12 protein-coding genes and 1 pseudogene are annotated in these 11,434 nt (G+C 71.4%); 1 reads left to right on the top strand and 12 read right to left on the bottom strand.

Annotation, left to right across the window (positions count from 1 at the left end):
- Window positions 1–127 precede the first annotated feature (127 nt).
- From MUG78_RS06535 to MUG78_RS06500, 8 genes and pseudogenes are all read right to left on the bottom strand, one after another.
- A pseudogene (locus MUG78_RS06535) lies at window positions 128–970 on the bottom strand (HAD family hydrolase); the annotation flags it as partial.
- Window positions 967–1,746 carry a lysophospholipid acyltransferase family protein gene (locus MUG78_RS06530; protein ID WP_246993359.1) on the bottom strand — a complete coding sequence of 260 codons (780 nt, stop codon included), beginning with the start codon at window positions 1,744–1,746 and terminating at the stop codon, window positions 967–969. The pseudogene MUG78_RS06535 and the gene MUG78_RS06530, both read right to left, overlap by 4 nt.
- A gap of 14 nt (window positions 1,747–1,760) precedes the next feature.
- Window positions 1,761–2,543 (bottom strand): lysophospholipid acyltransferase family protein, encoded by a 783-nt coding sequence (locus MUG78_RS06525; protein WP_246993357.1) that lies wholly within the window; start codon window positions 2,541–2,543, stop codon window positions 1,761–1,763.
- 34 nt (window positions 2,544–2,577) lie between these two features.
- Window positions 2,578–3,297 carry an anti-sigma factor gene (locus MUG78_RS06520; RefSeq protein WP_246993355.1) on the bottom strand — a complete coding sequence of 240 codons (720 nt, stop codon included), beginning with the start codon at window positions 3,295–3,297 and terminating at the stop codon, window positions 2,578–2,580.
- Window positions 3,287–3,844 carry an ECF RNA polymerase sigma factor SigK gene (gene sigK, locus MUG78_RS06515; protein ID WP_246993353.1) on the bottom strand — a complete coding sequence of 186 codons (558 nt, stop codon included), beginning with the start codon at window positions 3,842–3,844 and terminating at the stop codon, window positions 3,287–3,289. The genes MUG78_RS06520 and sigK overlap by 11 nt, the downstream gene beginning before the upstream one ends.
- A gap of 89 nt (window positions 3,845–3,933) precedes the next feature.
- Window positions 3,934–5,241, bottom strand: coding sequence for an SAM-dependent methyltransferase (locus MUG78_RS06510; RefSeq protein WP_246993351.1), 1,308 nt, complete (start codon window positions 5,239–5,241; stop codon window positions 3,934–3,936).
- Window positions 5,238–6,011, bottom strand: coding sequence for a DUF1365 domain-containing protein (locus MUG78_RS06505; protein ID WP_246993349.1), 774 nt, complete (start codon window positions 6,009–6,011; stop codon window positions 5,238–5,240). The genes MUG78_RS06510 and MUG78_RS06505 overlap by 4 nt, the downstream gene beginning before the upstream one ends.
- Complete coding sequence (locus MUG78_RS06500) at window positions 6,008–7,342, bottom strand: NAD(P)/FAD-dependent oxidoreductase (protein WP_246996875.1); 1,335 nt, start codon at window positions 7,340–7,342, stop codon at window positions 6,008–6,010. Before MUG78_RS06500 ends, MUG78_RS06505 begins: the two co-directional genes overlap by 4 nt.
- 112 nt (window positions 7,343–7,454) lie before the next feature.
- Between MUG78_RS06500 and MUG78_RS06495 the strand changes: the two genes are divergently transcribed.
- Entirely contained in the window at window positions 7,455–8,801 is a 1,347-nt protein-coding gene (locus MUG78_RS06495) for a TIGR01777 family oxidoreductase (RefSeq protein ID WP_246993347.1), read from the top strand.
- Between the two features lie 45 nt (window positions 8,802–8,846).
- Here MUG78_RS06495 and MUG78_RS06490 read toward each other — a convergent pair whose 3' ends face one another.
- From MUG78_RS06490 to MUG78_RS06475, 4 genes are all read right to left on the bottom strand, one after another.
- Window positions 8,847–9,443: a lipocalin family protein gene (locus tag MUG78_RS06490; protein ID WP_246993345.1), complete on the bottom strand. Its 597-nt coding sequence runs from the start codon at window positions 9,441–9,443 to the stop codon at window positions 8,847–8,849.
- Between the two features lie 89 nt (window positions 9,444–9,532).
- On the bottom strand, window positions 9,533–10,198 hold the full coding sequence (locus tag MUG78_RS06485) for a fasciclin domain-containing protein (RefSeq protein ID WP_246993343.1): 666 nt from the start codon (window positions 10,196–10,198) through the stop codon (window positions 9,533–9,535).
- Window positions 10,199–10,460: 262 nt separating this feature from the next.
- Entirely contained in the window at window positions 10,461–11,165 is a 705-nt protein-coding gene (locus MUG78_RS06480) for an SDR family NAD(P)-dependent oxidoreductase (RefSeq protein WP_246996873.1), read from the bottom strand.
- The gene (locus tag MUG78_RS06475) at window positions 11,135–11,332 is read right to left on the bottom strand and encodes an SDR family NAD(P)-dependent oxidoreductase (protein ID WP_246997168.1); all 198 of its coding nucleotides are present in this window, start codon (window positions 11,330–11,332) and stop codon (window positions 11,135–11,137) included. Before MUG78_RS06475 ends, MUG78_RS06480 begins: the two co-directional genes overlap by 31 nt.
- Window positions 11,333–11,434: the final 102 nt, after the last annotated feature.

Raw genomic sequence — 11,434 nt, 5'->3', positions numbered from 1 at the left:
CTCCCGCCAACCCTCCCCGCGTGTCGCGACCCTGACTGCGCCTCGCGCTCGGAGCCCGGAAGCGAGGCGCAGGATCGGTCGCGACACGCCGGAGGGGCGGCCGGGGGTGGGGGTGGGGTGGGTTAGACCAGCGCTCGAGGACCTGGGCCAGGCCGTCCTGGTAGTTGGGCCGGGCCACTTCGTCGGCGGCGGCCAGGGCGGCTTCGTCGCCGTGGCCCATCGCCACGCCGAGGCCCGCCCAGACGAGCATCTCGATGTCGTTGGGCATGTCGCCGAAGGCGATCGGGGCCCGGCCGTCGACGTCGGTGTTGGCCGCGAGCCAGGCCAGACCGCTGGCCTTGTGGGTGTTCGGGACCGCGAGCTCGATCAGTCCGGTGCCGATCGAGTAGGTCACCTCGGCCAGACCGCCCAGGGCGGGCCGGAGCCGGGCCGCCATGTCGCGCGACGACATGCCGGGTACCCGGGCCAGCAGCTTCACCGCGGCCGCCTCGAACAGTTCATCGTCGCCGACCTGCACGTGGTCGGGGTTGAGCCAGGCGTGCTCGTAGCCCGCCGTCGCCACGAACTCCGGGGTGGCCGCGTCGCCGCGGCGACTGCCCACCGAGCCCACCCGCTCGGCGGCCAGACCCGCGCCCGGCAACCGTTCGGCGATCACCTCGCTCAGCGTGCGCAGCACCTCGGGCACCAGGGCGTTCACGTGCAGGATCTCGTCGGCGGCGACGTCGTAGACGATGGCGCCGTTGGCGCAGACGGCGTACCGGACCGCGGCCGACGAGTCGGCCAACTGATCGGCCACCTGCGGAATCCACCGCGGCGGGCGGCCGGTGGCCAACACCAACTCCACCCCGGCGCCGCGGGCCCGCTCCAGGGCGTTTCGCGTTCGGTCGGTCAAGCGCTCGTTGTCGTCGAGCAGCGTTCCGTCCACATCGGAGGCGATCATCGTCGGCGGTCCCCACGACTCGCGCGTCATCGACGTTTCCTTTCGTCTTCGGCGGCCTTCGCCGCACGCCGTCGGGCCTTCTCGGCTGCCTCGGCTTCTTCGATGGTCAGGGCCGCCCCCGGCGTCGGTGCGGAGCCGCCGAGCCGAGCGGGCAGCCAGTCGGCGCCGGTGGGCGCCTCCGGGTACTCCTCCTGGACCGCGCTCAGCAGCGCCGCCATCAGTTCCCGCAGATGCCCGGTGGCCGCGTCGACGTCGACGTCGGCTGGATATTCGAGCGGCGTCCCGAAGCGCACGTGGACCGGGATACGAGCGAACCCGATGCGCCGCCGGGTGCCCTTACTCCACTGCCGCTGCGCACCCCAGTGCGCGGCGGGCAGCACCGGCACCCCGGCCTCGGCCGCCATGCGCACCGCACCCGACTTGAACTCCTTGAGCTCGAAGCTGCGGCTGATGGTGGATTCCGGATACACCACGACGACGTTCCCGGCACGCAGCGAATCGACGGCCGCGTGGTACGCCGCGCCGCCCGCCGAACGGTCCACCGGGACCGACTGCGTGTGCGCCACCAGAAAACGCATCACCGGGACGTCGTTGAGCTCGGACTTGACCATGAAACGGCCGCGCCGACCGGCCCGCTTGAGCCCCAACGCCGGTGCGAGGAAGTCGGTGTAGCTGTTGTGATTGAGGGCCAGTACGAAACCGCCGGTCGCGGGGATGTTCGCCAGTCCGAAGTACTCGCGACGCATGCCTTGGGCACGCACCAGCGCCTCCGCGGTGAGCTCCAGTGTGCGATAGACCGGTTCCATGGCGACCCGCTGCGTCAGGCGTCTCCGGAGCTCTGCTCGCCGGCGGCCCGTCGAGCGGCCTTGGCCTCGGCGTCGGCCGCGTCCATCGCGTCGGCCTCGGCGAGGGTCGGCGCTCCGCCGCCCAGTCGGGCCGGCACCCAGAACTCGCCCGCGGGGTACGGGCCGTTCCACTCGGCGTACATCTCCTGCAGTTCCAGCAGCTTCGCCGACATGGACTGGTGCAGTCGCTGGGTGATCTCCTCGGCGGTGCCGGTCGGCGCAATCGGCTCGGCCACGCCGATGGCGATCTTGAAGTTGTTGCGCCCCAAGGCCTTCGGGTGACCCTTGGTCCAGATGCGCTGCGCGCCCCAGATCACCGTCGGGATGATCGGAGCACCGGAGTCGAGCGCCATGCGCGCCGCCCCCGACTTGAAGCCCTTGATCTCGAAGCTGCGGCTGATCGTCGCCTCGGGGTAGACGCCCACCAACTCGCCGTTGCGCAGGTAATCCACCGCCATCTGGTAGCTCTCGGCGCCGTTGCCGCGGTCCACCGGAATATGCCGCAGCGCCCGCATGATGGGGCCGCCGACCTTGTTGTCGAAGACTTCCTTCTTGGCCATGAAGCGCACCTTACGACGGCCCTGCAGGTGCGCGGGGATGCCCGCGAGCGTGAAGTCGAGGTAGCCGGTGTGGTTGATGGCCACCACGCCCGGTCCGTTCACCGGCACGTTCTCGACGCCGGAGATCTTGAACTTGAGGCCTTGGGCCAGCCACAGCGTCCGCGCTGCGCCGATCACCGTGTCGTATACGGGTTCCATGGCTGCCAGCCTAGTGCCCCGTGCTCGCGGGGCCTCAAGACAGCGGCAGGGTCGCGACGGGCTCGCCGATCATCTTGTCCGGGGTGGCCGCGTCACCGACGGTGAACGACACCGCGGTCGCACCGCCGATGTCGTGAATCACCGCGGTGGTCGACGGCGCGACGTCGGTCTCGGACATGGTGCCGGCCAGGCGCGGACCGTCGGGCCCGTCGAGCCACATCTGGTAGATCGTGCCGGGCGCCGGGCTCGGTACCTGGTTCATCACCAGAATGCCCTCGCCGGCCGTCGGCGAATAGGTGATCGTCGCCCGGCCTCCGGCGACGTCGCCGCTGGTGGTGCGCACGTCCGGTGCCGCGAAGATCTGCTCGGCCGTGGTCGGCGCGACCGGCTCGGCGTCGCCGCCGAGCGTGTACCCCAGCACCACGCCACCGGCGCCCAGAAGCACGGTGGCGGCCGCAGCGGCGGCGAACAGCCGGATTCGTCGAGGATCGCGCCGCGCCGGCTCGGCCGGAGCGGGAACGTCGTCGACATCCTCGAGGATCCGCGCGCGGAGAGCGGGCGGCGGCGGCACCGCGGTCGTCGCGCTGAGGTCGGCCAGGGCCTCACGGATCGACGCCACCTCCGCGTCGAAATCGGCGCGCTCGGCGGCCGGCGCCTCGCGCAGCGCCCGAAGCAGCCGCGCGCGTTCGACGTCGTCGAGCGCGTCCACGGCGAACAGCGCCGCGAGTTCGCGGGGGTCGAGATCATCGCTCACCGCCCAGACACCCCCTCAGCCTCTTCAGTCCGTCGCGGATCCGGCTCTTCACCGTCGGGAGTGCCACGGTCAGTTGCTCGGCCACCTCCCGATAGGTGAGGCCGTCGTAGTACGCGAGGCTGACCGCCTCCAGCTGCAGATCGGTCAGCGTGTCGAAGCAGTCGCGGGCCCGCTGCGCCTCGTCGCGCGCGAGCACCTCGGTCTCCAGGTCGCCGGTCTCGGCGACGAACTCGTCCCGGCCGTACCGCGATTCCCGGTCCGACGCCGACGTCTCCGCGCGCACCCGATCGACGGCACGACGATGCCCGAGGGTGAGCAACCACGAAAGCGGGCTGCCGCGCTCGGGACGAAAAGTTCCGGCGTCCCGCCAGACCTGCAGGTACACCTCCTGGGTGACCTCTTCGCTGTAACCCCGATCGCGGAGGACCCGCAGCACCAGGCCGTAGACGCGCGCGCTGGTGCGGTCGTACAGCTCGGCGAAGGCCGCGCGGTCGCCGTCGGCCACCTGGGACAGCAGATCCTCGAGTTCAGCGACGTCGGTGCTCACGTCTCGCTCTCTCTCGGGGCGCCCCGTCGGTCGCGACGGCAGCGGTGCAGTGCACCCCAGCCTATCCGGACCGAGCAGGGCGGTCATGACTAATCCGGCCCGCCGCGGGTCGCCGGCTTATCCAGTCGCAGCTGATAGACGTCCAAGTAGCCGGAGCGGAAGCCCGCCTCCGAGTAGGCCAGATAGAAGGTCCACATCCGCTCGAAGACGGCGTCGAAGCCCAGCCGGCCGATCGTCGCGGACTGGGCGAGGAAGCGTTCGCGCCACAGCCGCAGGGTGCGCGCATAGTGGCGTCCCATCGCGAGTTCATCGGCCATCGTCAGATCCGTCGCCGCGGCGACGACGTCGCGCAGGGCCTCGATCGACGGCAGCTGGCCGCCCGGGAAGATGTACTTGTGCACCCAGGTGTACGTCGATCCGGAGGCCAGCATGCGGTCGTGCGGCATGGTGATCACCTGGATGGCCGCCTTCCCGCCGGGCGCGAGGACCCGCTGCACGGTCTGGAAGTACTCCGGCCAGTATTCGCGGCCGACCGCCTCGAGCATCTCCACCGAGACCACGGCGTCGTACTCGCCGTCGACCAGCCGATAGTCGAGCAGGTCGACGCGGACCTGCTCGGCGTAGCCCGCGGCGGCGATGCGGGTGCGCGCCAGGTCGCGCTGCTCGCTGGAGAGCGTCAGCGACCGCACCCGGGCCCCGCGTTCGGCCGCGCGCAGGCACAGCTCTCCCCACCCGGTGCCGATCTCGAGCAGGCGGGTGCCCGGCCCCACCTCGGCCTGGTCCAGGAGGCGGTCGATCTTCGCGCGCTGGGCATCGGCCAGATCGCCCCAGGTCGCCGTATCGGCCGCCGCGTCGGTGCCGAAGTAGGCGCTCGAATAGCTGAGGGTCTCGTCGAGGAAGGCGCCGAACAGGTCGTTGGACAGGTCGTAGTGGCGCGCGATGTTCGACCGGGTGTTCGCGACGGTGTTGCGTTCGTCCTCCGGGTGTCCGGGAAGCACCAGCGAACGCAGTTTCTGCAGGGGCGCGGGCACCAGGTCGGCGACGCGCTCGGCGAACGGTGTGAGCACGCCCACCAGATCGTCGGTGGTCCAGTCGCCGGCCATGAACGCTTCGCCGAAACCGATCAGACCGTCCGATCCGATCCGCTGATAGAGGGCCTGCGGGTCGCGAATGATCATGCGCGGCAGCACTTCTCCCGAACGCGGGGAGCCCGACCGGGTTCGGTCTCGACGCGCCCGCGGGTATTCGATCGACACCGGGAGACGGCGGGTCGCCGTTGCGAAGAGCCGTGCCGCGGCCAGGGCGCGCAGCCGCCCGCCCCGGGGTGCGGCGACGTCCGGCCACCGCGCCGGATCGACGCGGACCTCGGCGTGGTTGCAGCAGTCGTTGATCGTCATCGGGTCTGTCCTCTCGGGGTGGTCAGGGTGGTCGGGGTCGTCGGGACTTCGGGTCGGGGCTGTACGCGGAGCCCGCGGGCCCACAGCCGGACGCCGTGGATCCGGATGCGCAGCGAGACCAGCCACGGGGCGAGCGGCGCGCGGAGTTGGGCACGCAGGACGGCGGCAGTCGTGGCCGGCTGCGCGACGCCGCGCAAGGTGGCGGTGAACGGCGGCTGCCCGGGGCGCTCCAGCGTGATCGCCACGTGCACGCGTCCGTCGGCGTCCGGTTCGGGGAGCAGCAGGCGATAGCTGCCGGAGACGTCGTTGAACGGGGAGACGTAGAACTCCTTGTCCACCGCGGCGCGGCCGGCGTCGTCGGTGTGAACGAGGTAGCAGTGCCGCTGGCCGTAGGTGTTGTGCACTTCGGCCACCACGCAGCGCAGAGCGCCGGAACTGTCGTGGCACCAGAACACCGACAGCGGATTGAACACGTACCCGGCCACTCGCGGCGACAGCAGCGCGGTGACCGGCCCGTCGACGGCGCGTTCACCCGTCGCGGCGAGGTACTCGTCGAGCCGCTGCCGCAGCGTCGCGCCTGGCGTGCTCGCCTGCGGGAAGTGGTCGTCGGCCCGGAAGCGGGCGGTCCAGCGCAGTCCGCGCGGCAGCACGGGGAGGCGGTCGACGTCGACCAGCCAGCTCAGGCTCGAATGCGCGAACCGATGGTCCACCGGTTCCCGGCGCGCATGTCGGATCCGGGTGTAGACCAGCGACGGCACCGGCGCGGTCATCGGGACACCTCCGTCCGTCCGAGAGTCGGCTCGTCCGGCCAGACCCCGCCGAACCGGCGAGCGGCCCGCTCCCCGGACGCGGCGCCGTCTTCGTGGAAGCCCCACCCGTGGTAGGCGCCGGCGAAGACGATCGCCGAGGTATCGATGTCCGGCAATCGCCGCTGCGCCGCGACCGACGTCGTGTCGTACACCGGGTGCTCGTAGGTCATCGACGCGAGCACCGTCGCCGGGTCGACGAGGTCGGTCCGCCCCATGGTGACCAGGTAGCGCGGCCGCCCCGGGGCCTCCGGGCCGTGCGGCAGGCGCATGAGCCGAGTGAGGTCGTAGGTCACGGCGACCTCGGAACCGTCGTCGCGGATCTGGTAGTTCCAGGATGCCCGCGCCCGCCGCGCTCGCGGCAGCAGCGTCTGGTCCGTGTGCAGCACGGCCGGCTTCGCGGCGTAACGCAGGTCGCCCAGCACCTGCGTCTGCAGGTCCGACGGCGAGGCGAGCAACGCCAGCGCCTGACCGGAGTGGGTCGCCACCACGGCGGCGTCGAAGGTGCACCGCTCCCCCGCCGCCGTCAGCTCCACGCCGCCGCCGACTTCGCGCAGCCCCGTCACCGGCGTGCTGCACGCGATGCGCCCGCCCCGCGCGCGGACCCGCGCGGCCACCGCCTCGACGTAGACCTGCGATCCACCGGTCACCGTCCGCCACTGCGGCGAACCGAAGACCGACAGCATGCCGTGGTGGGCGAGGAACTCGAACAGGTAGCGCGCCGGATACTGCTCGGCCGTGTCGGCATCGCACGACCACACGGCCGCGACCAGGGGGTACAGGAAGTTGTCGCGGAAGTAGCGGGACAGGCCGGCCCGCTCGACGAACACCCCGAGCGGCTCGTCGTCGCCGGGATCGTCGAGCACCGCCTGCGCGAGCCGGTGGAAGCGCTTCACCTCCGCGAGCATCCAGAGGTAGCGGCCGCGCGTCAGGTTGCGCCACGTCGGAAACAGCCCGGCGGCACCGAGCGCTCCCGCATATTCCAGGCCGGTGAGTTCGGAGCGGACCGACATCGACATGTCGGTGTCCCCGGTGGCCACGCCGAGGTGCTCGAAGAGTCGGAGCAGGGTGGGATAGGTCCGGTCGTTGTGCACGAGGAAAGCGGTGTCGACGGCCACGTCCGCGCCGTCCGGGGCGACGACCGTCTGCGTGTGCGCGTGTCCGCCCAGCCGGTCGTCGGCTTCCAGCAGCGTCACCTCGTGGCGCTGGGACAGGAGAAACGCTGAGGTCAGACCCGCGACGCCGCTGCCGATCACGGCGATCCGACCCGATGACGATGCCAAGCTGTGTTCCATCACGCGAAGGCATTCGGCGCCGACACCCAGCCGGATGGGTCCGTCCCATCCGCGCGGCTCGCGGTTCCGAATGCCCTGTGCACCCACCGCGCCAACGAGAGGATGTCCGACGATGAGCATCACGTATTCGAGCACCGTCGACGCGCCGTGCGAGGAGGTCTTCGCCTGGCACGCGCGGCCCGGCGCACTGCACCGTCTGCTGCCGCCGTGGCAGCCGATGCGCGCACTAACCGAGTCGTCGTCGTTGGCCGACGGCCGGGCACTGCTGGGTCTGCCGGGTGGGCTGCGCTGGTGTGCGCAGCATCGGGCCGACGACTATCGGCCCCCGCACCGCTTCGTCGACGAGCGGATCACCGTCGATGCGCGCACGGCTCCCGCCGCGCTGTCCGGCGGCTGGCGCCACGAGCACGAGTTCCTTCCGGAACCCGCAGAGCGGACGCGGATGACCGATCGGGTCACCACGGTGGTCCCGGGCGCAGCCCTGCGCTCGACGTTCCGGTTCCGGCACCGCCAGGTGGCCGACGACCTCGCCCGACACGCGCAGGCGCGCGACGCCGGCCTCGAGCCCCGGGTCATCGCGGTGACCGGGGCGTCGGGCCTGGTGGGCACCCAGCTGTGCGCCTTCCTGACCACCGGCGGGCACCGGGTGATCCGGCTGGTGCGGCGACCGGCGAACGGCCCCGACGAGCGAACCTGGAACCCGGACGCGCCCGCCGCCGACCTGCTGACCGGGGTCGACGCCGTGATCCATCTGGCCGGAGCACCGATCGCCGGTCGTTTCACCGATCGGCACAAGGCGGCGATCCGAGACAGTCGCGTCGGGCCCACGCGGCGGCTGGCCGAGCTCGCCGCCGCCCGCACCGGAGTGGTGTTCGTCAGTGCTTCCGCGATCGGCTTCTACGGTCACGCCCGTCCCGGCGAGGAACTCGACGAACAGGCCGCGGCCGGCGACGACTTCCTGGCACACATCGTGCAGCAGTGGGAGGAGGCCACCGCCCCGGCCGCCACGGCCGGGCTGCGCACCGTGCAGGTGCGCACCGGAATCGTGCAGAGTCCGCTGGGCGGCACCCTGGGACTGCAGCGGCCGATCTTCGCGGCCGGGCTGGGCGGACCGCTCGGGGGCGGCCACCAGGTCCTGTCGTGGATCGACCTCGACGATCTGATCGACGTCTATCACCGCGCCCTGTACGACGACGGTCTCCGCGGCCCGGTGAACGCCGTTGCCCCGCAGCCGGCCAGTGCCAACGAGTACGCCGACACGCTGGCGCACGTACTCCGTCGTCCCGCACTGCTCCGGGTCCCCGAGTTCGGCCCGCAGCTGCTGTTGGGCCGCCAGGGCGCGCGCGAACTGGCCCTCGCCGATCAGGCCGTGTTCCCCGCGATCCTGCACGAATGCGGGCACCGTTTCCGCCGTCCGACGCTCACCGAATGCCTCGGCCACCAGCTGGGCAAGGCCTGACCTTCTCGATCCCCGACCTCGTCGGCTAGTCCAGGGAAACGGGCTCTACCGCGACCTGGTGCAGAGCGGCACGATCTCACTGAGCCCGCCGGTGGTGGGCGAGGTGAGGTAGGTGCAGTCCGACTGCCCGGCCCGCGCGATCGCCGCGCGGACCGACTTCCACTGGCTGCGATCAAGGGCCGGCGTGCGGGAGAGCACGAAGCCCGACCGGCGACTCGGATCGGTCACCACCGCCCACGAATAGTCCGGGTCCAGACCCACCACGATGTAGTTGGGCACCGTCTCCGACTCTCCCCAGTTCGGGACGCCCGGAAACCGGACGCGGAGTTGGGCGCCGGTGGCACGGTCCAGGACCTTCGCCCGACCGGTGATGGTGTTGGGGGTGCCGGCCCAGGTGGTGCACGAATTCTGCACGCGCACTTCGCCGTTCCCGGCGAGCGAGTACTCGGCCTTGGTGTCGCGGGCGCACACGAGATTGAACGGCGCCGGCACCGCGGCGAGCTGACGCCACGTCCCCAGATACCGGTCGAGCTCCACCTTCGGCACCGGCTTCGGGCTGGCGGCCGCGGTGCCGACGCCGGCACCGGACAGCAGTGTCACGGCGAGCAGAGCGGACGTGAGGGTTCGACGAGCGATGCGCATGATGGGGTGCCTTTCGGTGAGTGAGGGACGACGACGGTGCGCGGCGTCGAGGCCGCGCACCGTCGTCGATCAGATCGTCGATTCCGCGGTCAGTTCTCGTCGGTCGGCGGCATCAGCACCTGGTCGATCAGGTAGACGGTCGCATTCGCCGTCTTCACGCCGCCGCAGATGACACTCGCGCCGTTGACCTTGGTGTCATCGCCGCTGCCGGTCACGGTGAGCATGCTGCCCTCCACCGTCTGGTGTTCGCCGGCCACCATGTCGGGCCCGGCTTGACCCGACACCACGTGGTAGGTCAGCAGCGAAGTGAGGGCGGGCGCGTCGGTCTTGAGCATGTCGAGGGTGGCGGCCGGCACCTTCTCGAACGCCGCGTCGACGGGTGCGAAGACGGTGAACTCACCGCTGTTGAGCGTGTCGACGAGGTTCACATCGGGGTTGAGCTGGCCGGACACGGCCGCCGCGAGCGAGGTGAGCATCGGGTTGTTCCCGACGGCGACGCCGAGCTTCTCGGTCGCCATCTGATCGAGCGATCCCGGGCCGGTGGGCACCTGCTGCGCGTAGGCGGCGCAGCCGGAGCCGATCAGTCCGGCCATCGCTGCGTCGGCCGGGGTCGTCATGTCGGACGTGGCCATGTCGGACATCATCCCGGTGGTCATGGTGCTGGTCGACGACGCGGTCGACGAGTCGTCGCTCGAACAGGCGGTCATGGCCGCGGCGACGGCGAGCGAGCAGCCGAGGACGGCCGCTTTGGTCATGGTGCTGCGTGTACCCATATCTCTCAAACTCCCTAGTCCAAGGCGCCGGCGGGTTCGTCGGCGCCGTCAGCAGTGACATGGGTCATTCGGATCGGCGCGCAGGCCGGATGGGTGCGGGAGAGAAGTTTTTTTCGCGCGGCCTACGCGGGGTCGAGCTCCGCCAAGGCGGCGGTCAGTCCGTCGGCCCCGCCCGGGTGACGCGATAGTCGAGAGGTCGGTCTCGTGGCCGACGCCGCGGTCCGCACCTCACGGCTCATGCGGATCATCGGAGGTACTCCTCCTCCACCATCGTGCGCATCTGCTCCGCGACGCGGCGGCGCGCGGTCTCGTCGAATCGCGTTCCATCCAGATAGTGCTCGGGGCGCTGCCGTCGGTCGTGCCAGAATCCGCCGGTGGGCGGGACGGGGTCGATCGCGAGGAGCCAGACCGCGGTGTCCGCGCCCTGCACCGGGCTGCGCAGCAGCGGTCCCGCGAACCTCGCGAAGCGGGGCAGCGCATCGTCGACGCCGGGGGTGTCGACCCAGCCCGGATGCATGCCCGCGACCATCACCCCGGCCGGGCCCCAGCGATCGGCCAGGAACGGCACCAGCGCCGTCTGGACGCGTTTGGATCGGGCGTAGGCCCGGGCCCCGCGGTACTCGCCGCGCCGGTAGTCGACGTCGTCGACCGGCAGTTCCGCGGTGTACATCCCACCCGACGACATGAAGACCACCCGCGCATCGGCGCTCTGCGCGAGCTGCGGCAGCAGCAACTCGGTGAGCGCGATCGGCCCGAGCACGTGCGTGGCCAGCGAGAGTTCGTGGCCGTCGGCCGACGCGGTGCGTTCGGGCGGCAGCACGCCGGCGTTGTGCACCAGCGCGTCCACCGGGTACTCGGCCAGGCGGGCGGCGAGGTCGCGGACCTGCTCGGCGGCGGACACGTCGCCCGGTTCCACGCTCACCCGCGCGCCGGGGAATCGTTCGACGATGCCGGCCGCGACCGCGTCGGCCCGCGCGCGGCGTCGGCCACCAGGATCGCGTGTGCACCGAGGGCCACCGCGCCCTCGGCGATCGCCGCGCCGATGCCCGACGTCGCCCCGGTCACCACCACGGTGCGACCGGTCAGGCTGCCCGGCGCGGGTCGTCGACGGACCACCCCGCGGCACGCCGCCGGAACCCCAGGCTCGAATAGCCCGGAATCACCGAACGGTCGAGCAACGTGTCCAGCACACCCATCGGTTCCCGCTTCCTCGACGAC

Origin of the sequence: Gordonia alkaliphila, assembly GCF_023017165.1 — a bacterium.
GTDB classification, from domain to species: domain Bacteria; phylum Actinomycetota; class Actinomycetes; order Mycobacteriales; family Mycobacteriaceae; genus Gordonia; species Gordonia alkaliphila.
The sequence above is the reverse complement of the archived record's forward strand: the minus strand, read 5'-3'. Positions and strand labels throughout refer to the sequence as shown.

Excerpts from the sequence above, each read along its gene's own strand:
- MUG78_RS06510 (WP_246993351.1), bottom strand. The coding sequence starts at position 5,241 with ATGACGATCAACGACTGCTGCAACCACGCCGAGGTCCGCGTCGATCCG.
- MUG78_RS06525 (WP_246993357.1), bottom strand. The coding sequence starts at position 2,543 with ATGGAACCCGTATACGACACGGTGATCGGCGCAGCGCGGACGCTGTGG.
- MUG78_RS06530 (WP_246993359.1), bottom strand. The coding sequence starts at position 1,746 with ATGGAACCGGTCTATCGCACACTGGAGCTCACCGCGGAGGCGCTGGTG.
- MUG78_RS06495 (WP_246993347.1), top strand. The coding sequence starts at position 7,455 with ATGAGCATCACGTATTCGAGCACCGTCGACGCGCCGTGCGAGGAGGTC.
- MUG78_RS06490 (WP_246993345.1), bottom strand. The coding sequence starts at position 9,443 with ATGCGCATCGCTCGTCGAACCCTCACGTCCGCTCTGCTCGCCGTGACA.
- MUG78_RS06500 (WP_246996875.1), bottom strand. The coding sequence starts at position 7,342 with ATGGAACACAGCTTGGCATCGTCATCGGGTCGGATCGCCGTGATCGGC.
- MUG78_RS06485 (WP_246993343.1), bottom strand. The coding sequence starts at position 10,198 with ATGACCAAAGCGGCCGTCCTCGGCTGCTCGCTCGCCGTCGCCGCGGCC.
- MUG78_RS06505 (WP_246993349.1), bottom strand. The coding sequence starts at position 6,011 with ATGACCGCGCCGGTGCCGTCGCTGGTCTACACCCGGATCCGACATGCG.